Here is a 20,423-nt window from a genome sequence, read left to right as displayed (position 1 = left end):
GAAACGCACATTTCTGGGAAACATTTAAGTACTTGTCGCTCTTACTTTGATTCACGACAAGCCGGGCGCACCAGCGCCATCTCCCGGCACTTCCAACATAATGAGTGACAGTACAATCAGAACATACAGCAGCGACCAGCGCCAGACAGACAACGACGAGACAGTATCGACCCCCGACGAAGACGTCCTGACCTGCCCGGAGTGTGGCGGGCAGGTCATCGACGACGAGGAGCACGGCGAGTCGGTCTGTGTCGACTGCGGGCTCGTCGTCGAGGAGAACGGCATCGACCGCGGCCCCGAGTGGCGCGCGTTCAACTCCACGGAGAAAGACGAGAAATCCCGCGTGGGCGCCCCGACCACGAACATGATGCACGACAAGGGGTTGTCCACGAACATCGGCTGGCAGGACAAGGACGCCTACGGGAACAGTCTCTCCAGCAACCAGCGCCAGAAGATGCAGCGCCTGCGCAAGTGGAACGAGCGCTTCCGCACCCGCAACAGCAAGGAACGCAACCTCAAGCAGGCGCTCGGTGAGATCGAGCGCATGGCCTCCGCACTCGGGCTGCCCAAGGAGGTCCGGGAGACCGCGTCGGTGATCTACCGCCGCGCGCTCAGCGAGGACCTGCTGCCCGGGCGCTCCATCGAGGGCGTCGCCACCGCCGCCCTGTACGCGTCCGCGCGCCAGCTCAGCACGCCACGCTCCATCGACGAGGTGGCGAACGTCAGCCGCATCGACGAGATGGAGTTCAAGCGCACGTACCGCTACATCGTCCGGGAGCTCAGCCTCGAAGTCGCGCCCGCCGACCCCGCGCAGTACGTGCCGCGGTTCGCAAGCGACCTCGACCTCCCCGACGAGGTCGAGCGGCGGTCCCGAGAACTCATCTCCAACGCCCAGGCCGACGGCGTCACCAGCGGCAAGTCGCCGGTCGGACTGGCCGCCGCGGCGATCTACGCGTCCAGCCTCCTCACCAACCACAAGGTCACCCAAAGCGAGGTCAGCGAGGTGACCGACGTCAGCGAGGTCACCATCCGCAACCGCTACCAGGAGCTGCTGGAAGCCACCGAAGCAGCCGCCTGACGCCGCCTGTTTTCCGCGTCCCGTGGACCGCCGATTCAGTCGGCGTCGACGCGCTCCCCGGCCGTGATCGCCGCCGGAACGTGATTGTCCGCGGGCGGCAGCGCACACGAGAACGACCCCCCGTACGCGCAAAACGGGTTGTACGCCAGGTTGAAATCCAGGGCGACCTCGTCGCCACCATCGGCCCCGGCGGGGTCGATGTCCAGGTAGCGGCCGTGCTCGTAGGTGCGCCCGTCGTCGGTGGTCTCGTCGGTGAACGGGACGAACAGCGACGACTCACCCTCGACACGGAACGCGGTGAGCGTGTGGTGGCTGTCCCCGAGGTCGAAGCCGAGGACGGCGGCACGCGTGTACTCCGCGGGCGGGCCACGCGTTGTCTCCAGTTCGACCGCCTCGGGGTCGCGGGCGGGCTGGTATCGCGCGGCCACCCGGAACGACGCGTCGATGTCGAAGTATCGGAGGCCGTCGAAGGCCCCGCGGTCGGCCGGCGGGATCGGTGACTGGTCGTGCGTGGCCAGGAACTCGTCTTTGTCCGCGCGGTGGGCCGCGATGCGAGCCCGCCATGCGTCGTCAGTGTCGGTCACAGGCAGTGGTATCGGCGACATCACCCTAACGGTGGCGGGACGGACGGACACCCTTTTGACTGATCCAGTTCGTGGTGTACGTATGCACGTTCTCGACGGGAGTTCCGGTGGCGGTCAGCTCGTCCGCACAGCATTAACGTGTGCGGCGGTCTCCGGAGAGTCCTTCCGGATGCGGTACGTGCGGCGCGCACGATCGAACCCTGGCCTGCAGGCCCAGCATTGTGCCGCCGTGAACGCTGTCGCCGACATCTGTGATGCGGCAACGGACGGCGTCGAAGTGGGATCGGAAGCGTTCAGCTTCGAGCCGGAGGTCGCTGCCGAGGAGGCCGACGACGACGAGGAGCCGACGCTCGGCGGGACAACGAGCGTGGAGGTCGGCACCGCAGGCAGCATCCCGCTGGTGTTCGACTCGTTGCTGCCGCTTGCGGGCGCGCTCGACGAGCCCATAACTGCGACCCTGACCGGTGGGACGGACGCGAAGTGGGCGCCGCCGATGGACTACTTCCAGCACGTCAAACTGCCGCTGCTGCGCGAGCACGGGATCGACGCCACCGTGTCCGTCGACCGTCGGGGGTTCTATCCACGCGGCGGCGGCGAGGCGACGCTCACGGTCGAGCCGTCCACGCCGACGCCGATCACCCTCACCGAGCGCGGCGACCGCGAGGCGCTGACGGCGTACTCGGTTGCGGAGTCGTCGCTGGCCGACGACGAGGTGGCCGAGCAGCAGGCCACGGCAGCCGCCCCGGACGCCGCCCACGAGATCGCCTACACCGACGCCGACTCGGCGGGGTCGGCGGTCGTGCTGGCCGCCGAGTACGAACACTCGCGGGCCGGCTTCGCGGCGCTCGGCGAGCGTGGCGTGAGCGCCGACGCCGTCGGCGAGAACGCCGCCGACGCGCTCGCGGCGTTCGAGTCGGGGCCCGGCGCGGTCGACAGCCATCTCGCCGACCAGCTCGTGCCGGTGGTGGCCGTGGCTGGCGGCGAAGTGCGAGCGCCCGAGGTGACCACGCACATCGAAACGTGTGTCGACCTGCTGGCGGAGTTCGACTACGACATCGGCATCGAGCACACCGACGACGGCGCGGTCGTGTTGTCGGCGTGATCACTGGAGCATAACCGCGGGTGCCGCGGTGGCGGCGGCGACCGCCAGCCAGCCAGCGGTGTTCCACCACGGCACGCCACAGTACTGCGGGCCGCCGAGTGCGGTACGGTACGTCCAGTAGTCGCTGGCAACCCCGATCGGGTCGGTGACGGCGTCGAACGCGGCCGCCAAGACGGCTGTGGTCGCGACGGCCGTCCACCCGGCGGTCACGAGCAGCGCGACACGGGCCGCGGCGTACACGACGGCGGTCCAGCCGGCCAGAGCGTACAGGGGGACGCCGCGGATCGCGGGGTCGATGTGGTGGGTCAGCCAGCCGGCCCGGATGACGACGCGTTCGGCGAGGAACGCGATCGCCGCGCCGCCACCGAACAGCGCGGCGGTCGCTGCGGGCGGCCACGTGAGAACCGCGGAGGCGAGTGCAGCCAGCCACACCACGGCGACGACGCGGACGAAGCGGCGCGCGGTCAGCATACCGGGACCGGGGTGGCCAGCGGTAAAAACCGGTCGGTGGCGGCGACCGGACAGCTATTTGTGCCCGCGTGGGAAGCGTTGTGACATGCGCGTTGTTGTGCAAGGACCCGGCTCTCTGGGGTCGCTGGTTGGTGGCGTGTTGGCTGGCGGCGAGACCGCGGTGACGCTGCTCGGACACCAAAGCGAGCACCTCACTCGGGTCCGGGAGGACGGGCTGCGGGTCGTGCAGCCGGACGGCACCACGAGGGTGACACGGCCCAGTGTGGCGACCGATCCGTCGGTGGTTGCGGACGCGGATCTCGTTGTGGTGTGCGTGAAGAGTTACGACACCGCGTCGGCGGCGCGGGCGCTCGGCCGGCAGTGCGACGGCGCGATGGTGTTGACACTCCAGAACGGGCTGGGGAACGCCGCCGTGCTCGCCGAGCACGTGCCGGCGGACACGGTGCTGGTGGGGACGACCACCCACGGTGCGGCGCGCACGGAGCCGGGGGTGGTCCGTCACGCCGGCGGCGGTGAGACCACCATCGGGCGGTATCGCGGCGCGAACGACGCCCGCGTCGCGTCGGTTGCGGCGGCGTTCTCGACGGGCGGCATGGAGACGACGGTGACTGCGTCCCCCCAGCGTGCGGTCTGGGAGAAGGTGCTCGTGAACGTCGGGATCAACGCGGCGACGGCGCTCGCCGACGTGGACAACGGCGCGCTCGTGGAGTGCCCGCCGGGTGAGCGGGTGCTTGAGCGCGCGGTCACGGAGGGGGTGCGGGTGGCGGAGGCCGAGGGGGTGTCGGTGTCGGAGTCCGTCGTCGAGCGGGCGCGGCAGGTCGCGGCGCGCACCGCGTCCAACGAGTCCTCGATGCGCCAGGACCTCGCGGGGGGCGCGCGAACGGAGGTCGAGTCACTGCACGGGGCGGTCGTCGAGCGCGCTCGCGACCACGACATCGCGGTGCCCGTGATTCGGACGCTGGCTGATCTCGTGCGGCTCGCCCAACGGGACGGTTAGTCGCGGTCCGTCTCCGGCGGGCGCGGGCAGTCGTAGGTGTCCCTGACGGTGTCCGCGAGCACGGAGTCGCGGTGCGCCACCAGGTAGACGATGGTGAACTCGTGGTCCAGTGGGTCGAACACGAACACCTCGTGGGCGTCGGCGGCGTCCTCGTCGAGGCGGTCGACGAGCGGCTCGATGGGGAGCCGGCCGGTTCTGATCTCCGTGAAGATGTCGCGCTCGCCGGGCTGCTGGGCGAACGCGTACACCGCGCCGTTGGGTTCGTTGTCCGTGTTGAACGTCGGCCGCCCGGTCACGCCCACGCCGTTCTCGTGGGCGTCGGCCATCGTGTCGAGTGCGGCCTCGAACAGTCCGGAGACGCCGCGGGCGAACGTCAGTAGGGTGCGCCGTTGGATGTCGACGTCGGTGAAGCGGGCGTCGCCGTCGTTCCAGGCCAGCGTGGCGTCCACGAGGTATCCGGGACGGAGCGCCGCCACCGTGTCGTCGAGCGCGCCCTCGGCGTCGCCGGTGGTGACGCGGAGGGGTTCGTAGTCGGCGCGATCCAGCACGAGCAGGCCGTCGCGGTCGGGGGCGTCGCCGAGCACGCGGTACTGGCTGGCCGTCGTGGTCTGCATGCGCGGTGATAGCGCGGGCGGCGGGAAAAGGGCGTTCGTCCGCACGCGCCGGCGTGCCTCTGACGGCCGCACTGATCGATTCGGGTGTGAAACATAAACTGGGCGTGCTCTCGGCAGATGTCGCCGCGTTTACAACTGGCGGCGAGGTCCGGTCGAGCGGCGCGTCAGTCGGTTTGTGCGGACTGCTCGACGCCCGTGTCCTCCTGGGCTGTCGTCGCGTCCACGACGCCGGTGTCGCGCCACGTGCCCCGGCGATACCACGCGTACGCGATGATCGCCCCGATGACGTTCGAGACGGCGAACGACAGCCAGATGCCGGCCGATCCCAGGCTGCCGATGGTGGCCCACGCCAGCGGGAACCGGATGACGCCCAGGGTGATCACGGAGATCGCGGCCGCGACCATGGTTTTGCCGGCGCCACGGAAGCTCCCCGTGTAGGCGCGCGCGATCCCGATGAAACCGAACGTGAGCGCGACGTACCGGAGGAACTGGCTGCCGGCCTCGATGACCTGCGCGCTGTTCTCCTGGCCGGCACCGACGAACACGGAGACGATGGGCTCCGGGTACCAGTACACGATCAGCCCGAGCACCGACAGCACGCCGAACAGCATGGTGGCTGCGAGCCGCGCGGCGCGGGCGGCGCGGTCCGGCTTGCCGGCGCCGACGTTCTGCCCGGTCATGGTTTCGACGCCCCGGGCGATGGCGATCGCCGGCAGGAACACCACGGAGAACACGCGGGTGCCGATCCCGTAGGCGGCGACGATGTGATCGGGGAACGTCGCGACGATGAACAACAGCAGGTTCATCGAGAGCGCGCGCCCCGTGCCTTCGATGGAGGCCGGCAGGCCGATGCGGACGAGCCGCCGGAGATACGAGAGATCCGGGAGCATGTCGGCGGCGTTGATCTCGACGCCCCGGGTCCCCCGGAACATGATCGCGAGGCCGACGGCGAACGCGAGCGCCCGCGAGAACACGGTCGCGATGGCTGCGCCCTGGATGCCGAGTCTGGGGAACGAGACCGTGCCGACGAGGGGCGCGTTCTCGACGACGGTCCACCCGAAGATGAGGAACGGGTCGAGGACGATGTTCAACACGACGGAGCCGAACATCACCAGCATGGGTGTGATGGTGTCGCCGTACCCCCGCATGAGCGCGATGAACACCGCGAACCCGAACATGGCTGCGAGGCCGAGCGCGACCACCTGCATGTAGCTGGTGGCGGGCCGCAGCACCGCGTCGGACGCGCCAACCACCGAGAGGAAGTCCTCGACGAAGAAGTAGCCGATGCCGCCCAACAGCAGCGACGCCAGCACCGAGAAGGTGACCGTCTGGGAGGCGGCGTACTCGGCTTGCTCGTCCTTGCCGGCGCCCGTGTACTGGGCGACCAGGACGCTGCCGGCGACGGAGATCCCCATCCCCAGCGAGATGAGCAGGAACACCATCGGGAACGCGAAGCTGATGGCGGCCAGCGCGTCGGTGTTGTACTGGCCCAGCCAGAAGGTGTCCGCCAGGTTGTACGCGGTCTGGAAGAGGTTCGTGATGACGATCGGCATCGCCAGGAAGAACAGCGGCTTGCCGATGCGGCCGGACGTGAGATCGAAGGACTCCGGCCCTCTGAACAGCTTCGAGAGCTGGCTGCGCAGTCCCATCAGCGGACCGCCTCTGTTCGGGGTACAGGACGTGACGCGGCGGGGCTGTGCGTGTGGCACAGTCGCGCTGTCGCGCGCTCGCCTGCCGGCTGGTGCGTGCGCCGTGCCGGCTGGTGGTTCGACGGCGGCCCCGGGACACTGCCCGTCGGGGCGGCGGGTGACCGGACACCACGGGGCCAGGCGGCCGCCAGCGTCCGGGGTCGCGTGAGTGATGCAGGTACAGACAGGAGTACGGAGTCAGTATACATACCGTGGACGAGTGGACGTACTAACCGGTCAGTCAAAAGACTTTGGCTACCCGAATATTCTGAATACGGCCGCCTCACGCCCTGTGAACGCCATACCATGGGACTCGACTGCATAGGAATCGGCGCGTGAAAACAGTTATCTGACTCTGCGGTAAGTGTTCCGTAATGGCGGCGCCCTCGAACCGGGAGTTCTCGGAAGCCGAAGCGGAGCTCATGCAGGCGACGTACAGCGCGCTCCGCGAGCACGGCTACGTCGACCTGACGATCAAACGGATCGCCGACGAATACGGGAAGTCGACGGCCGCCGTCCACTACTACTACGACACCAAAGAGGAGCTGTTGGCGGCGTTTCTCGACTACCTCCTGGAGGAGTTCGTCGCGTCCATCCGCGCGGTCGAAACGACGGCCCCCGAGACGCGGCTGTCACTGCTGCTCGACGAGCTGCTCGTCGACCCCCAGCCCAACCAGGCGCTGTCGGTCGCGCTGCTGGAGATGCGCGCGCAGGCCCCCTACAACGAGCCGTTCCGGGAGCGGTTCCAGCAAAACGACGAGTACACGCGGTTCATGCTCAAGTCGGTCATCAGCCACGGCATCGACGAAGGCGCTTTCGAAGCCGTCGACGCCGACCACGTCGCCCGCTCGCTCATGACCATCGTCGACGGCGCGCGCACCCGGTCGGTCGTGCACGGCGATCCGTCGGCGCTGGCGGCCGGCAGGCGGACCGCCAGCGAGTACGTCGACGCCACCCTGCTGTAGCCCCCGCGATCACGCCCGGGTGGTGTCGACGACCGACAGGCTGCCGTCGAGGGTGACGGTCAGCGATTCGTCGTCGAGGCGGATGGTGACCGTGGCGCGGTCGCGGTCAGGGTCGTACGCGGTGGTGTCGTCGGTCACACACCAGCCGAGCGTCCAGTGTGGCGTGCTCGTCACGTCGATCCCGTGGTCGGCGTGGAACGCGACCACCGTGGCGTCGTCGAGCAGCGACAGCCCGACCGGGGAGGACAGCGTGTGCTGGCACTGCTGGCAGGTGTGGTCGACGCGCACGTTCAGGTCGAGGCGGGAGTCGTCGTCGGGGGTCAGGGTGGTCGTCATGCGGCCCCCGCATTCGGGGCAGACGCCGTCGGCGGCCAGGCAGTGGAGGTGGCGGATGCGCTGATCGAAGGCCGCCGCGACCTCGGCGTCCGAGCGGTTGCGGAGGCCCCCCGGCGGGAACGCGTACCGGGCGTACGTGGTGGTGCACGCCGCACACTCGACGCTGAGGCGTTCGTCGGCGTACTGGCCGACGAGTGTGTCCCCACACGCAAAGCAGGTGCCCGTGATCGGCACCGAAAGGGACACGCGGTCGGTGAACGTGCCCGCGAGGATCGCGCGCACGACCTTCTCGCCGGCGTACTGGAACTCGTAGCCGTCGTCGGTCGACCGCACGAAGTGGTCGGTGAGCTTCGAGAGGTGGTAGTTGAACTGCGCGGAGTCGCGCATCCCGACGCGCTTGCGCAGCGCCGAGAACGACACCGGGCGCTCGGGGGCGCGCCACAGCGCCTGCAGGATGTCGATGCGGGTTTCGTTCCCGAGAAGCGCGAACGCATCAGCGGCGGCCAGTCCGTCGTCGTCTTGGGTCGCCGACGAGGCGGACTGTGGGGTGTCCGGATCGGGCGACTGCTCGGAGCCACTCATGGGCGTGCTTGGGCGACCACGCTCATAACCGTTCCCGGTGGACGGCGTACTAGGTGGCGTCCCGGACGACGAGCGCCACCCCGACGATCGCGGCGGCGACGTACGCCGGGTGCGCCGTCGGATACGTGGCCAGCGCCGACGCCGCGGCGACGTACTGGCCGCTGCCGAGCGCGGTGCTGAACGTCCTCCCGGGACCGGGCGTGACCGTCCACCACCAGACGTGCGCGATCGCCGCCACGACGAACAGCACGCCGACCAGCGACAGCGGTCGTCTGGCGACGACATCCCCTGGACCTCCCCTGCGTCTCATCGGCCGAACGTTGGCCAACCACCCGGAAAAGTGTAGCCACTCGCCGCCCCACCGGGATTGAAGGGCGGGCGCGACGACTGCCAGCTATGCCCGACTTCGAATCGCGGACGCGGGACTGCCAACGAACCATCCGGGACGCCGGCGCGGCCGGCGCGGTGTTGTTCCCGAGCCCGAACCTCTACTACCTCAGCGGCTTCGACGAGACGCCCTCCGAGCGCCTGCTGGTGTTGGTCGTTCCGGCCGACGGCGAGCCGGCGTTCGTCGCGCCGGCGCTGTACGAGACGCAACTCGCCGCGGAAACCTGGGTCGATGACATCCGAACGTACACCGACAGTCAAGACCCCAGTGCGGTGGTGCGCGCCGTCGCCGCCGACCGCGGGCTGACAGACGGCCGGCTGCTCGTTGACCCCACGATGTGGGCGCAGTTCACGCAGTTGCTGCGGGACACGCTGCCGGACGCCACTTGGGGGTTGGCTGACGCCGTGCTCGGGTCGCTGCGGGTGCGCAAAGACGACGCCGAGCTGGACGCGCTCCGGCGGGCGGGCGGGGCCGCCGACGCCGCGATGGCAGACGTGCGCGGGCTCGGCGCGGACGCCATCGGGATGACCGAGCACGAGCTCGCCGACTTCATCGCCGACCGGCTGGCCGCCCACGGCGGCACCGGCGTCTCGTTCGATGTGATCGCCGGCAGCGGTCCCAACGGCGCGAAGCCACACCACACCCACGACGCCCGGGAGATCCAGCGGGGCGACCCGGTGGTGTGTGATTTCGGCACGGTCGTCGACCGCTACCCCAGCGACCAGACCCGGACGGTGGTGTTCGCGGGCGATCCACCGGCGGCGTTTCGGACGGTCCACGAGGTCGTGCGGGACGCCCACCGGGCCGCCGTGGACGCGGTCGAACCCGGGGTGTCCGCGGGCGCGGTCGACGCCGCCGCGCGGCGCGTCATCGCGGACGCCGGCTACGGCGACGCGTTCGTGCACCGGACCGGCCACGGGGTCGGCCTCGACGTCCACGAGGCCCCGTTCATAGTCGCTGACAGCGACCGCAAACTCGATGTGGGGATGGTGTTCTCCATCGAACCCGGCGTCTACCGCCCGGGGGAGTTCGGCGTCCGCATCGAGGACCTCGTGGTGGTCACCGCCGACGGCTGCGAGCCGCTCACGGACACCGCGCGCGGCTGGCGGGTCGACTGAGCCACGGGGGCTGGGTGGTCGGTCGCGGCGGCGCGGCGTTCCGGGATGCAGACGTTTTTCAGCGGGGCAAGCCGAGCACCTGTATCCATGGTCCCGAATCCCTTCAGCTGGCTGCTCCGGGCAGTCGGCGTCGCGATCGCGCGCCTCGGGTTGATCTCCGAGTCGCGCGCACGGCGAACCGCCGAGTTGGCGTGGCCGCGAATCCTCACTGGCATCGGCAGGATGTCGAAGAGTGCGGCCGACGTCGCAATGGTGGGTGCCGCCCTGGGGTCGGCGGCCATCACGGGCGTCGGCTACGCGGGACCGTTCTGGGGGGCGGCGTTCAGCATCGGCGGCGGGCTGGCAGCCGGCACCATCGCGTTGGTCTCCCAGCGGTTCAGCGCCGACGAGATCGCGGACGCCGGGCAAGCGCTGCGATCGAGTGCCGCGCTCACCGTGGCTGCGACGCTCCCGATCGCGGTGCTGTTCTACTCGCATCCGGCCGCGCTGATCGGGCTGTTGACCGACCGGCAGGCGGAGATCGCCTTCGGAGCGGACTACCTCCGCGTGGTCGCGTTCGGGGTGCCGTTTGCGGGCCTGAACCTCATCGGGAGCCGCGCGCTCATCGGCGCTGACGACGCCTACACCGCGATGGTGCTGCGCGGCGGCGGCGCGCTCGCCAACATCGGCCTCAACGGCGTGTTCATCTTCGGCCTGGGGTGGGGTGTCGTGGGTGCCGGTCTGGGCACCGTGCTCAGCAACGTCGTGGTGACCACGGCGTTCGTCGTGGGGCTGTCGCGTGGCCGCCTGCCGGCCGTCGGCGCGTTCCCCATGACGGTCTCGGTGCGGGGCGCGTACTGGGTGCGCGATGACTGCTGGGACATCGTCACCATCGGGCTGCCCGTGGTGGGCCGGAACTCGGTGTGGACGCTGGCGCGGTTCCCGCTGTTGGCGTTCATGAGCCTGTTCGGGCAGCCCGTCGCCGCCGCGTACATCATCGTGCGCCGCGTGTTCGGCATCATGAACACGCCCGGCTGGGGGTTCGGGCTCGCGGCGTCCAGCCTCGTCGGCCAGGAGCTCGGGCAGGGCAGGGAGTCCACGGCGGCCGCCTACGGCCGCGAGATCACGCTGTATTCCGTGGTGATGTACGTCATGTTCGCGGGCGTCGTCTGCGCGTTCGCCGGCCAGATCGTGGGTGTGTTCGTTGACTCCGCGAGCGACCCCAGCGTCCCGATCGCCGTGACGATGGTGTACGTTGCGGCGGCCGCGGTGATCCCCCAGGGGATCGGCGCGACGGTTGCGGGCGCGCTCGACGCCACGGGCGACACCCGGTGGCCGTTCTACTCGCGGGCGGTGGGGATGCTCGGCGCGCTGCCGCTGGTGTATCTCGGCGCGACAACGCCGCTCGGGCTGTACGGCATCTACCTCTCGTTGTTCTCGGAGACGTGCGTGCCCGCGGTGGTCAACTACCTCCGGTTCCGGTCGGGCAAGTGGAAGGCGATCAGCCGCGAGTACCGGCCGGACGCGGCGGACTGAGCGCTCACGTGAGCGCCGGCAGCACGGTGTCGAGGTCCGACACCGAGTCGATGACGTGATCGGGCTCGACGTCGCTCGCCGCCAGCGCGGCGTCGTCCGTGACCCCGGACAGCACCAGGACGGTCGTCATGCCGGCGCGGTTCCCCATCTCGATGTCCGTCTCGATGCGGTCGCCGACCATCACACACCGGGCCAGCGGGACGCCGAGCAGGTCCGTCGCGGCCTCGACGGCGACCGGCGACGGTTTCCCCAACACCCGATCGAGGGACCGCCCGGTAGCGCCCTCGATGGCACCGACCATCGACGCGCAGTCCGGAACCTCGCCGCCGGCGACGGGACACGTCCGGTCGGGGTTCGTCGCCAGGAACGGCGTCCCCTCGTCGACCGCGTTGAACGCGTCGGTGAGGGTGTCGTAATCGAAGTCGTGGTCCATCGACACCAGCAGAACGTCGGCGCGACCGGGGTCTGTGGTGGTGGCGACGCCGTGGGCGGCGAGCTCCTCGAACAGCGGCGGCTCGCCGACGACGAACACCGACTCCCCGGGGTGGGCGCGCGCCAGGTAGGACGCCGCGATGGACGCGGCGTTGAGGATCGCGGACTCGTCGGCCGGCACCCCGAGCCCGTCGAGTTTCGACGCGAACGCGTCGCGGCGCTCGATCGCCTTGTTCGAGAGGAACCCCACGCCGACCCCGGCGGCCCGCAGCCCGTCGACCGCCGCCGCGGCCCCCGGCACCAGGGCGTCGCCCACGTAGATCGTTCCGTCGAGGTCGAACAGAACGCCGTCAGCGGCTTCGTCTGACACGCCTGCTACTCGGGGCGGTGGCGCAAAAAGGGCTGCTCCGGCTCCCGACCGGTGGGAAGGACACGGCATTTACGCGCGCCGTCCCTGACGGCCGGTATGGACACCGCCGACCCGCCGCTTGCGGTCGACATCGATGGCACGCTGAGTCGCGCCGATCGCTCCATCGACGGCCGCGTGCTGGACGTGCTTCGTGGGTGGGATGGACCGGTCGTCGTCGCGACGGGCAAGGCACTGCCGTACGCGGTCGCGCTCTGCCAGTTCGCGGGCATCGCCGAGCGCGTGATCGCGGAGAACGGCGGCGTCGCGTACGTCGGCGACGAGCTGCTGCAGTTCGGTGACAGCCGGGCGGTCGAACAGGTCGCGGCGGCGTTCGAGGACGCCGGCCACGACATCGGCTGGGGGGACGCGGACCTCACGAACCGATGGCGGGAGACCGAGCTCGCCGTGAGCCGCGAGCAACCCCTGGACGTGCTGTCGGCGTTGGCCGCCGATCACGGCCTCCACGTCGTCGACACCGGGTTCGCGTACCACGTCAAACCCGAGTCGATGAGCAAGGGCAACGCGTTGCCCGCGGTCGCGGACCGGCTGGGCGTGTCGGCCGGCGACTTCGCGGCTGTCGGGGACTCCGCGAACGACGTCGAGCTGTTCGAAGCCGTGGGGGAGTCGTACGCCGTCGGGAACGCCGACGACCACGCGAAAGGCGCGGCCGAGACAGTGCTGTCCGAGACGCACGGCGACGGCTTCCTGGCGGCCGTCGACCGGATCCGCTCGTAGCGGCGACGCCGGTCAGGAGAACAGCGACCGCAGCCAGTCCATGATGCCGTCGGTCTGGGTGCGCTCGCGCTCGAACTCGTCGTAGAGCGCGTCGAGGAACGCGCGACGCGTGTCGAACTCGCTGCGATCGGTCGCCTCGACGGCGGCCGAGAGTGCGATCCGGTGGCCCGTGGGTCCGACCTTGATCTCGGGGTCGCCGAGCGCCGCAACGACGGCGTCACCGGTCGCTGGGAAGGACACGTCGGCGTCCCGGAGGTGTTCGTCGACGGTCGCGATGCCGAACACAGCCGAGTCGGCGCCTGTCGTGTCGTCGTCTCCCGTCGGAGAACGCGCAGCCATACACACGTGTTGTGGTGTGCTCAGCAAAAACCCATGGGTCCCCCCATTGAGGGCCACATTTAGGCGTCTGGAAGCCCTGAGTCACGAATCCTGATGAGCGACGCGCCAGTCGGGGATCGCCACTCGGAGCACGAACGCCGGCTGGTACGGGAGTTTGCGGCGTTGCTGTACCGCCCCCAGTCGTGGTACGCGGGCGTCGTCGGCCCCGACGGCCGGATCGAGTACGCCAACGAGGCCGCGCGGGACGTGATCGGCGCGGACGCACGCGACCTCGTCGGGACGTTCTTCTGGCAGGCCCCGTGGTTCACTCACGACCAGGACGTGCAGGCGGCGGTCCGCGAGCAGGTTGCGGCGGCCGTCCAAGGGGAGGCAAGCCAGTTCACCGCGACCCACCGCACGAGCGGCGGTGGGACGGCCACGGTCGAGCTGGAGTTGCAGCCGATGCCGGCCCCCGCCGTGGACGGCATCGACGACCACGACCACGCGTTTGCGGTCGTGGTCGTCGGTCGGCGGGCGGCCAGCGAGTCGACGGCGGCCGACGTCGAGTCGGCGCTCGACGCGGTGCAGGCGCTGTACGCCGCCACCGACACCGACGACCAGGTGCCGTTCGACGACCGCGTTCGCACGGCGCTTGCGGTCGGCGCCGACTACCTCGGGTTCGAGGAGGGGTTCTACACGAAGATCGACGCCGGGACGCAGTTCGTTCGCGTCTCCGTCGGCGACCACCCGCTGTTGCAGCCCGGCGAGCAGACCGCGCTGGCGGACACGTACTGTCGGGAGACGATCGCCGACGACGCGCCGACGGTGGTGCGGGACGCCGGTGCGTCGGCGTTCGCCGACGACACCGCCTACGACGTGTTCGGCCTGGAGTGTTACATCGGCGCGGAGATCCGTCGGGACGGCACCACGCACGGGACGGTGTGTTTCGCCGACCGGGACGCCCATCCGGAGCCGATCACGGCGGCCGACGAGGCGTTCGTCGGGGTGCTTGCGGACTGGCTGGAGCGCGAGCTCAGACACCGCCGCGAGCGCGACCAGCTCACCCAGCAGGCCGACCGGCTGGGGGAGTTCGCGGGCGTCGTCAGCCACGACCTCCGCAGCCCGCTGAACGCGGCCAGCGGGCACCTCGATCTGGCTGCCGAGCATCTCGACGCCGGGGACACTGACGGCCGCGCGAGCGACGCCATCGAGAACGCGCACGCCGCCATCGACCGCATGACCGATCTCGTGGCGGGCGTCCACGAGTTGGCGGCGCAGGGCGACGTTGTCGGTGATCCTGCGGCGGTGTCGGTGGCGTCGGTGGCCGCCGACGCGGCGGCAACCGCGCTTCCGGACGCGGCGACCCTGACCGTCGACATCGGTGCCGACGTGCGGCTGGCGGCCGATCCGGAACGCCTCCGCACGGTGTTCGAGAACCTGTTCCGGAACGCCGCCGAGCACGGCGGCGAGACCGTCTCGGTGTCGGTTCGGCGCGTCGATCCACACCCCGATGCGGGCGGGGCTGGGTTCGTGGTGACCGACGACGGCCCGGGGTTCGGTGATCTCGATCCGGAGGCCGCCTTCGAGCCGGGGCTGTCGACGCGCGCCGGCGGGAGTGGCTACGGACTGCGCATCGTTCGCGCCGTCGTGAACGCCCACGGGTGGACGGTGACGGCCGCCGACGCTCCCGATGGCGGTGCCCGATTCGAGATCCGGGGCGTGGAGTTCACGCCGGACTGCTAGTCGTCGTCATCGTCGCCCGGGCTGGGTGCCTGCTCGGCGGCGGGCGCGTCGTGGGTGCCGGTGGGCGGTCGGTTCACTTCCGCGGCCGCCGACTCGCTGAGGTCCGTCTCGGTGGTGAGTTCGGTCATGTCGTCGGCGTCGTCGCCGGCGTCGCGGGCGTCCTGGTCGATGCGCATCGAACAGAAGTCCACGCCACACATCGAACAGAAGCGGGCGTCCTTGTAGTTGTCACCGGGCAGCGTCTGGTCGTGGAACGCCTGTGCGCGCTCGGGGTCGAGCGCGAGGTCGAACTGGCGGTTCCAGTCGAAGTTGTAGCGCGCCTCCGAGAGCGCGTCGTCCCAGTCGCGGGCACCTGGTTTGCCGGCGGCGACGTCGCCCGCGTGGGCGGCGATCCGGTAGGCGGCCATGCCGTCGCGGACGTCCTCGGCGTCGGGGAGTCCGAGGTGCTCTTTGGGCGTGACGTAGCAGAGCATCGCGGCCCCGGCGCGCGCGGCCTCGGTCGCACCGATGGCGCTGGTGATGTGGTCGTAGCCGGGGGCGATGTCGGTCACCAGCGGGCCCAGCACGTAGAACGGGGCGCCGTCGCAGACCTCCTGTTGGCGGTCGACGTTGGCGCGGATCTGGTCCATGGGGACGTGGCCGGGGCCTTCGACCATCGCTTGGACGCCGTGGTCCCAGGCGCGCCGGGTGAGCTCTCCGAGGGTGTCGAGTTCGGCGAACTGGGCGTCGTCGCTGGCGTCCGCGACCGACCCCGGGCGTAGGCCGTCGCCCAGCGAGATGGTGACGTCGTGGGCCTGCAGGATCTCACAGAGCTCGTCGTAGTGGGTGTACAGTGGGTTCTGTTCGCCGTGTTCGGTCATCCACTGCGAGAGGATCGACCCGCCCCGGGAGACGATGCCGGTGGTGCGGTCGTCGGTGAGCGGGAGGTGTTCGGCCAGAACGCCGGCGTGCAGGGTCATGTAGTCGACGCCCTGCTTGGCCTGCTTCTCGACGACGTCGATGAGGTGGTCGGGCGTGATGTCGGTGACGTCCTCGACACGGGTCACCGCCTCGTAGATGGGCACCGTCCCCACGGGAACCGGCGAGTTGTCGATGTTCGCCGTGCGGATGCCGTCGAGGTTCTCCCCCGTCGAGAGGTCCATGACGGTGTCGGCGCCGTAGTGGACTGCGGTGTGGAGCTTTTCGAGCTCGTCGTCGATGTCGCCGGTGGTGTCGCTGTTCCCGATGTTCGCGTTGACCTTGGTGGCGAAGTCGCGACCGATGATCATCGGGTCGAGGGCGTCGTGGTGGTGGTTGGCTGGGATGACGGCGTGGCCGTCGGCGACCGCCTCGCGGACGACTTCGGGATCGCGGCCTTCACGGTCTGCGACGCGGCGCATCGCGTCTGTGACGGTTCCGTCGCGGGCGTGTTGGAGCTGTGTTGACATCAATTACTTAGTGATACCACTAGATAATAAAATCACGTGGTCGACGCGAGTCACCGGGAACACACCACCCGGCTGTGTCACCCATCGGTGGGCTCCGAAGGCGGTTCCGTGTCGTCGGTGGCGGCGCTGACCGCGATCCCCTCCCCCAACGGTACCAGCGCCGTCTCGAAGCCGGACGCGTCCCGAACGCGCCGGACGTACGCCGCGACCCCCGCGGTTGCGGCGTCGGCCGCCCCGCCGCCGTCCCGGACCGCGTCGGTGACCGCCGGCGCGGTGACCGGGCCGGCCATGACGTTGTCGGCAACGATCAGTCCGCCCGGCGCGAGCACGTCCACGGCGTGCTCGAAGGCCGCCGGATACCGCGCCTTGTCGTGGTCGATGAACACGACATCGAACGGCCCCTCGTAGTCGGTGATCGTGTCGAGCGCGTCGCCAACCTCGAAGACGGCGGTTGCGTCGGCGTCGGCCCGATCGAGAAACGACCGCGCGTCCGCCAGTCGGTCGCTGTCGTGGTCGGTGAGCACCAGTTCCCCGTCGGCCGGCAGCACCGGCAGCATCCACGCCGCCGAGTAGCCGAACCCGGACCCGAACTCGAAGACCCGTTCGGCGTCGCTGAGCGTCGCGAGCACCCGCAGAAACCGGCCGACGTCGGGGCCGACCGTCGGGAACGAGCGGTCCTCGCCGTGGGCGGCCATCTCCGCCAGCAGCGGCGACGGCTCGGCGTGGCCGGCGGTGAGCAGTGCAGTGATGTCGGTGTCGAGGAGTCGACCCATGCGGCACGGTGACGGCGGCCCGCCAGTTAGGCGTTGGTGGCGCGCGTCACTCGCCGTCCGTCCACTTGATCGAGCAGCCCCGGGCCGGCAGAAACGCCGTCTCGACGGGATCGCCGGCGAGCACGGCGTCGATGGCGTCCCGCATGTCGCCGCCGTCCCGCGTCGGGTCCTCGTCGGGGGCGAGCGCGTCGTCGAGGCGGCCGTGGTACGCGACCCTGAACGCGGCGTCGTCGTCGGTGTCGGCGGTGCGGAGCAGGAACGGATCGGGGGTGCAGGTCGCACCGTACGCCCGGGCGGTGGCCTGGGTGGCGTCGCGCAGGTACGCGTCGTACTGGATGGTGCCGTCCGCGACGAGGGCCTGCATGCGCGCCATGGAGTCCGCGGGATACTCGTCGGCGTCGTTGGGGTTGATGCCGACGACCGCGACGCGGTCGTAGTCGGCGGCGATGGCGTTGAGCGTGTCGACTTTCGCCTTCGCGTACGGGCAGTGGTTGCACGTGAACACGACGACCACCGCGTCAACGTCGGTGAACGACGCCAGCGAGTGTGTTTCGCCGTCGGCACCGGGCAGCGAGAACCCGGGGGCGGGAGCGCCCACCTCCAGCTCCGGCTCGGAGTCTAGTTGCACCATAGCCGGCGATGTCGGGCGCGCCGATCAAATAGCCGGGGGGTGTGCGCCCCGCCACCCGTGTGGGCTACCGGACAGTCAGGCCGACGCGGCGAGCGCGTACTCGCCGGGCTGGGACTCGACGAGCACGCCCTCGTGGACGAGGTGGTCGAGGTGGGCGTACGCCTCGCCCGGGCCGTGGAGGACGTGGATGTCGTGCAACTCGCCGAACAGGGCGTCGCTGACGGTCCACGCCGAGACGGGCCCCCGGGCACGAACCACGTCGAGGACGCGCTCGGTGCGCTCGTCGTGGTGGGCGGCGATGTCGCGGGCGCGTGCCGCCGGCGCGAAAACGGGGCCGCGGTGGCCGGGCCACGCCCGGTCAAGGTCGAGGGCCTCGATGCGCTGGAGGCTGTCACGGTACCGCTGGAGCGGGCGCTCGACACGCACGTCCGCGCCGCCGACGTTGGGGGTGTACTTCGGGAGGATGGCGTCGCCGACGAACGCCTCTCGACGGCCGTCGCGCTCGACAACGTATGCCACGAGGCCGGCGGCGTGCCCGGGGAGATGGACGACCTCTGCGTCGAGGCCGCCGAGCTGGACGGTGTCCCCGTCGGACAACGGCGTCACGTCGGCCGGTTGGCCCTGGAGGCCGTCGTGGGTGTCGAGGAAGTCGTTGAGTTCGGCCTGTTTGTCGGCTGGCATCCCCCATTCGTCGAGGTAGGCCGCCTGCGTGGCCGCCATCCCACTGACGGCGTCGGCGTCCTGCGCCACCATGGCTGCGTCCGCTTCGTGGACGTAGACGGTGGCGTCGCCGTCGGCCTGGATCGTGCCCGCGAGGCCGGCGTGGTCGTGGTGCCAGTGTGTCAATAGGATCCGGTCGATGGCGGCAAACGACGTGCCGCGGTCGTCGAGCGCCGTCCGAAGCTCCGCCTCGACGGCCGGTGTGGCGATACCGGTGTCAACGAGTGTTGTCGGCGCGGCGTCGTCGCCGACGCCGAGGAGGTAGACGCTGTTCCGGCCCTCGAAGGCGGCGTTCGTCAACTGGAACTGATGCACGACACAGGGTAGCGTGTGCGTGCTCATATAGCTGTGTCGTTGGCTCCCACACTGATCCGGAACTGCGGGTGTCTCCAGCGGGAACGGGCGCGCTGTGCCGGCCGCGTGTCCCACAGCGTCCGTGGACAGCCCGTCAGCACCGACTGTTCGGTGGACGGTGCTACGCAGGGGTGCCGCGACTCGCGATGACGAACCCGGCGAGGCAGCCGACAGGAACGGTGAGCCACCACGTGAGCCGGAACCCGGCGTAGAAGAAAACCAGTGGGAGTGTGACGTCGAACGTCGCGAACCCAGCGACGCTGAGTACTCCGATGACGAGCACCCCGAGCGCCGAACCACCGAGATACGCCAGGAGTGCGCCGATGCCACCGAGCAGCGTTCCCGTGATCCGCCGTCGCGGCGGGAACACGCGCCAGCCGGCGAAGCCGATGAGGAACGCTGCCGGGGCGGCGACGAAGAGCCCGCTGCTTGCCAGGACTGTCGCATCCGACGTGTTGATTTCGGCGAAGAACTGTGGAACGAGTCCGCCGTACCCGGTCGGGATGATGGTTTTCTGGACGGCCGCGACGGCGGCGACGTACAGCAGTGCCGCAACGGCAGCGGCGATCATCGCAGTGTAGCCCGCGGTGACGTCACCACGGTCGGTGCCGGGGCCGTAGTTCTTGCGGAGGGTCTGGAGGGCGGTTGCGTACCCCATGACCGGACCCATACGCGCACCGACAATATAGCTGTGGGAACGCGGGCGGGTGCTGCACCGCGAGTCGGGGCGCTACCGAACGGTGTACGGCTCCGGGCCGACGAGGAACCGCCCGAGGTCGGCCTGCCGCTGGTAGTCGGTGGCCATGACCGCACGCAGCGCCTCGACGTACGCGGTTTCCTGGGCGGCGCTCCAGGCGTCGGGCTGAACGCAGGGGACGACCAGCCAGCCGCTGCCGTGGAGTTCCGTGGCGTGGCGGTCCTCAAGGCTGGCGTCCGCGGGGTCGATCGCCGTACACGTTTCGAGGACGTGCGTGGTTGCGCGCTCGCCGACCGGGAGGAGGACGTGGGCGGTGATGGCGCGGAGCTCCGCGTCGAAAAACGGCTCCAGCTCCCGGTAGTCGGCCGGCGTCGGGGTGCCCTCGGGGACGCAGGGGTGGAGGTACGAGAAGAAGCTGTTGTCCGGGTCGTCGATGGGCGGCGTGTCGTCGGCGGCCGTCGTGAGGACGCCGGCGTCCCGGAGTGCGCTCCGGAGCCGGTCGCCCGCCGCCGAGCCGGTGAACGGGGTTCCCGTGTCGGTGCCGCCGTGGACGCCGGGGTGGTCGCCGATGACGTGGATGTCGGCGTTGGCGTCGCCGTGCCCGGGAACGAACGATTCACACGGTGGCTGCATGTCGAAGGGGTTGGTCGTTCGGTCCGTGACGTTCTGCACGCCCCCGGGTAGTCGGCCGGCCGGCTTAAGCCCCGCGAGCCACGGTGTGGCGTCACTATCCACGGCTCGCGGGC

The 20,423-nt window shown here is 70.1% G+C and carries 22 protein-coding genes; 8 read left to right on the top strand and 14 right to left on the bottom strand.

The window, feature by feature from the left end; genetic code table 11:
- Positions 1-100 precede the first annotated feature (100 nt).
- Positions 101-1,078: a transcription initiation factor IIB gene (locus ACOZ32_RS08110; protein WP_010902508.1), complete on the top strand. Its 978-nt coding sequence runs from the start codon at positions 101-103 to the stop codon at positions 1,076-1,078.
- 35 nt (positions 1,079-1,113) lie between these two features.
- Here the strand turns inward: ACOZ32_RS08110 and ACOZ32_RS08105 are convergent, their stop codons facing one another.
- Positions 1,114-1,662 (bottom strand): DUF1684 domain-containing protein, encoded by a 549-nt coding sequence (locus ACOZ32_RS08105; RefSeq protein ID WP_285270576.1) that lies wholly within the window; start codon positions 1,660-1,662, stop codon positions 1,114-1,116.
- 82 nt (positions 1,663-1,744) lie between these two features.
- Here ACOZ32_RS08105 and rtcA point away from each other — a divergent pair, with 82 nt between their 5' ends.
- Entirely contained in the window at positions 1,745-2,764 is a 1,020-nt protein-coding gene (rtcA, locus tag ACOZ32_RS08100; RefSeq protein WP_285270575.1) for an RNA 3'-terminal phosphate cyclase, read from the top strand.
- On the opposite strand, the gene ACOZ32_RS08095 is transcribed toward rtcA, so the two are convergent.
- Positions 2,765-3,235, bottom strand: coding sequence for a carotenoid biosynthesis protein (locus ACOZ32_RS08095; RefSeq protein ID WP_285271546.1), 471 nt, complete (start codon positions 3,233-3,235; stop codon positions 2,765-2,767). It lies immediately after the preceding gene.
- A gap of 85 nt (positions 3,236-3,320) precedes the next feature.
- On the opposite strand from ACOZ32_RS08095, the gene ACOZ32_RS08090 reads away from it, so the two are divergent.
- A complete protein-coding gene (locus ACOZ32_RS08090) occupies positions 3,321-4,232 on the top strand; it encodes a 2-dehydropantoate 2-reductase (RefSeq protein WP_010902504.1) in 912 nt (303 codons plus the stop codon).
- Here ACOZ32_RS08090 and ACOZ32_RS08085 read toward each other — a convergent pair.
- Together ACOZ32_RS08085 and ACOZ32_RS08080 are read right to left on the bottom strand one after the other, a co-directional pair.
- Positions 4,229-4,846, bottom strand: coding sequence for a DUF6663 family protein (locus ACOZ32_RS08085; RefSeq protein WP_010902503.1), 618 nt, complete (start codon positions 4,844-4,846; stop codon positions 4,229-4,231). The genes ACOZ32_RS08090 and ACOZ32_RS08085 overlap by 4 nt on opposite strands.
- A 164-nt stretch (positions 4,847-5,010) precedes the next feature.
- A complete protein-coding gene (locus ACOZ32_RS08080) occupies positions 5,011-6,495 on the bottom strand; it encodes an MATE family efflux transporter (RefSeq protein ID WP_010902502.1) in 1,485 nt (494 codons plus the stop codon).
- Positions 6,496-6,908: 413 nt separating this feature from the next.
- On the opposite strand from ACOZ32_RS08080, the gene ACOZ32_RS08075 reads away from it, so the two are divergent.
- A complete protein-coding gene (locus ACOZ32_RS08075) occupies positions 6,909-7,499 on the top strand; it encodes a TetR family transcriptional regulator C-terminal domain-containing protein (protein WP_010902501.1) in 591 nt (196 codons plus the stop codon).
- 9 nt (positions 7,500-7,508) lie between these two features.
- On the opposite strand, the gene ACOZ32_RS08070 is transcribed toward ACOZ32_RS08075, so the two are convergent.
- Together ACOZ32_RS08070 and ACOZ32_RS08065 are read right to left on the bottom strand one after the other, a co-directional pair.
- Positions 7,509-8,417 (bottom strand): winged helix-turn-helix domain-containing protein, encoded by a 909-nt coding sequence (locus ACOZ32_RS08070; RefSeq protein ID WP_205251617.1) that lies wholly within the window; start codon positions 8,415-8,417, stop codon positions 7,509-7,511.
- 49 nt (positions 8,418-8,466) lie between these two features.
- A complete protein-coding gene (locus ACOZ32_RS08065) occupies positions 8,467-8,727 on the bottom strand; it encodes a hypothetical protein (RefSeq protein WP_010902499.1) in 261 nt (86 codons plus the stop codon).
- 86 nt (positions 8,728-8,813) lie between these two features.
- Here ACOZ32_RS08065 and ACOZ32_RS08060 point away from each other — a divergent pair, with 86 nt between their 5' ends.
- Both ACOZ32_RS08060 and ACOZ32_RS08055 read left to right on the top strand, forming a co-directional pair.
- Positions 8,814-9,923 (top strand): M24 family metallopeptidase, encoded by a 1,110-nt coding sequence (locus tag ACOZ32_RS08060; protein WP_136361110.1) that lies wholly within the window; start codon positions 8,814-8,816, stop codon positions 9,921-9,923.
- An 87-nt stretch (positions 9,924-10,010) separates the two neighbouring features.
- Positions 10,011-11,438 (top strand): MATE family efflux transporter, encoded by a 1,428-nt coding sequence (locus ACOZ32_RS08055; RefSeq protein WP_049892494.1) that lies wholly within the window; start codon positions 10,011-10,013, stop codon positions 11,436-11,438.
- A 4-nt stretch (positions 11,439-11,442) separates the two neighbouring features.
- On the opposite strand, the gene ACOZ32_RS08050 is transcribed toward ACOZ32_RS08055, so the two are convergent.
- On the bottom strand, positions 11,443-12,240 hold the full coding sequence (locus ACOZ32_RS08050; protein ID WP_229373403.1) for an HAD-IIA family hydrolase: 798 nt from the start codon (positions 12,238-12,240) through the stop codon (positions 11,443-11,445).
- Between the two features lie 96 nt (positions 12,241-12,336).
- Between ACOZ32_RS08050 and ACOZ32_RS08045 the strand changes: the two genes are divergently transcribed.
- Positions 12,337-13,014, top strand: a complete 678-nt coding sequence (locus tag ACOZ32_RS08045) for a phosphoglycolate phosphatase (protein WP_205251615.1) — start codon at positions 12,337-12,339, stop codon at positions 13,012-13,014.
- 12 nt (positions 13,015-13,026) lie between these two features.
- Here ACOZ32_RS08045 and ACOZ32_RS08040 read toward each other — a convergent pair whose 3' ends face one another.
- Positions 13,027-13,353, bottom strand: a complete 327-nt coding sequence (locus tag ACOZ32_RS08040; protein ID WP_010902494.1) for a hypothetical protein — start codon at positions 13,351-13,353, stop codon at positions 13,027-13,029.
- 93 nt (positions 13,354-13,446) lie between these two features.
- Between ACOZ32_RS08040 and ACOZ32_RS08035 the strand changes: the two genes are divergently transcribed.
- Positions 13,447-15,075: a PAS domain-containing sensor histidine kinase gene (locus ACOZ32_RS08035; protein ID WP_205251614.1), complete on the top strand. Its 1,629-nt coding sequence runs from the start codon at positions 13,447-13,449 to the stop codon at positions 15,073-15,075.
- Here the strand turns inward: ACOZ32_RS08035 and thiC are convergent.
- The 6 genes from thiC to ACOZ32_RS08005 all read right to left on the bottom strand — a co-directional run bounded on the left by thiC (position 15,072) and on the right by ACOZ32_RS08005 (position 20,349).
- Positions 15,072-16,502: a phosphomethylpyrimidine synthase ThiC gene (gene thiC / locus ACOZ32_RS08030; protein ID WP_424335127.1), complete on the bottom strand. Its 1,431-nt coding sequence runs from the start codon at positions 16,500-16,502 to the stop codon at positions 15,072-15,074. The genes ACOZ32_RS08035 and thiC overlap by 4 nt on opposite strands.
- Before the next feature lie 77 nt (positions 16,503-16,579).
- Positions 16,580-17,275 carry an O-methyltransferase gene (locus ACOZ32_RS08025; RefSeq protein WP_205251613.1) on the bottom strand — a complete coding sequence of 232 codons (696 nt, stop codon included), beginning with the start codon at positions 17,273-17,275 and terminating at the stop codon, positions 16,580-16,582.
- 46 nt (positions 17,276-17,321) lie between these two features.
- Positions 17,322-17,906: a thioredoxin family protein gene (locus tag ACOZ32_RS08020; protein WP_205251612.1), complete on the bottom strand. Its 585-nt coding sequence runs from the start codon at positions 17,904-17,906 to the stop codon at positions 17,322-17,324.
- 75 nt (positions 17,907-17,981) lie between these two features.
- Positions 17,982-18,941: an MBL fold metallo-hydrolase gene (locus tag ACOZ32_RS08015; protein WP_235168154.1), complete on the bottom strand. Its 960-nt coding sequence runs from the start codon at positions 18,939-18,941 to the stop codon at positions 17,982-17,984.
- Positions 18,942-19,101: 160 nt separating this feature from the next.
- The gene (locus tag ACOZ32_RS08010) at positions 19,102-19,638 is read right to left on the bottom strand and encodes a hypothetical protein (protein WP_227970915.1); all 537 of its coding nucleotides are present in this window, start codon (positions 19,636-19,638) and stop codon (positions 19,102-19,104) included.
- Positions 19,639-19,710: 72 nt separating this feature from the next.
- Positions 19,711-20,349 carry a uracil-DNA glycosylase gene (locus ACOZ32_RS08005; RefSeq protein WP_012289213.1) on the bottom strand — a complete coding sequence of 213 codons (639 nt, stop codon included), beginning with the start codon at positions 20,347-20,349 and terminating at the stop codon, positions 19,711-19,713.
- Between the last annotated feature and the right edge of the window lie 74 nt (positions 20,350-20,423).

Source organism: Halobacterium sp. MBLA0001 (assembly GCF_049705385.1).
Lineage (GTDB): Archaea > Halobacteriota > Halobacteria > Halobacteriales > Halobacteriaceae > Halobacterium > Halobacterium salinarum.
This window is presented reverse-complemented; position numbering and strand designations above follow the sequence as displayed.

Coding starts and splice junctions, on each gene's coding strand:
- ACOZ32_RS08110 (WP_010902508.1), top strand. CDS start 101: ATGAGTGACAGTACAATCAGAACATACAGCAGCGACCAGCGCCAGACA.
- rtcA (WP_285270575.1), top strand. CDS start 1,745: ATGCACGTTCTCGACGGGAGTTCCGGTGGCGGTCAGCTCGTCCGCACA.
- ACOZ32_RS08095 (WP_285271546.1), bottom strand. CDS start 3,235: ATGCTGACCGCGCGCCGCTTCGTCCGCGTCGTCGCCGTGGTGTGGCTG.
- ACOZ32_RS08090 (WP_010902504.1), top strand. CDS start 3,321: ATGCGCGTTGTTGTGCAAGGACCCGGCTCTCTGGGGTCGCTGGTTGGT.
- ACOZ32_RS08085 (WP_010902503.1), bottom strand. CDS start 4,846: ATGCAGACCACGACGGCCAGCCAGTACCGCGTGCTCGGCGACGCCCCC.
- ACOZ32_RS08080 (WP_010902502.1), bottom strand. CDS start 6,495: ATGGGACTGCGCAGCCAGCTCTCGAAGCTGTTCAGAGGGCCGGAGTCC.
- ACOZ32_RS08075 (WP_010902501.1), top strand. CDS start 6,909: ATGGCGGCGCCCTCGAACCGGGAGTTCTCGGAAGCCGAAGCGGAGCTC.
- ACOZ32_RS08070 (WP_205251617.1), bottom strand. CDS start 8,417: ATGAGTGGCTCCGAGCAGTCGCCCGATCCGGACACCCCACAGTCCGCC.
- ACOZ32_RS08065 (WP_010902499.1), bottom strand. CDS start 8,727: ATGAGACGCAGGGGAGGTCCAGGGGATGTCGTCGCCAGACGACCGCTG.
- ACOZ32_RS08060 (WP_136361110.1), top strand. CDS start 8,814: ATGCCCGACTTCGAATCGCGGACGCGGGACTGCCAACGAACCATCCGG.
- ACOZ32_RS08055 (WP_049892494.1), top strand. CDS start 10,011: ATGGTCCCGAATCCCTTCAGCTGGCTGCTCCGGGCAGTCGGCGTCGCG.
- ACOZ32_RS08045 (WP_205251615.1), top strand. CDS start 12,337: ATGGACACCGCCGACCCGCCGCTTGCGGTCGACATCGATGGCACGCTG.
- ACOZ32_RS08040 (WP_010902494.1), bottom strand. CDS start 13,353: ATGGCTGCGCGTTCTCCGACGGGAGACGACGACACGACAGGCGCCGAC.
- ACOZ32_RS08035 (WP_205251614.1), top strand. CDS start 13,447: ATGAGCGACGCGCCAGTCGGGGATCGCCACTCGGAGCACGAACGCCGG.
- thiC (WP_424335127.1), bottom strand. CDS start 16,502: ATGTCAACACAGCTCCAACACGCCCGCGACGGAACCGTCACAGACGCG.
- ACOZ32_RS08025 (WP_205251613.1), bottom strand. CDS start 17,275: ATGGGTCGACTCCTCGACACCGACATCACTGCACTGCTCACCGCCGGC.
- ACOZ32_RS08020 (WP_205251612.1), bottom strand. CDS start 17,906: ATGGTGCAACTAGACTCCGAGCCGGAGCTGGAGGTGGGCGCTCCCGCC.
- ACOZ32_RS08010 (WP_227970915.1), bottom strand. CDS start 19,638: ATGGGGTACGCAACCGCCCTCCAGACCCTCCGCAAGAACTACGGCCCC.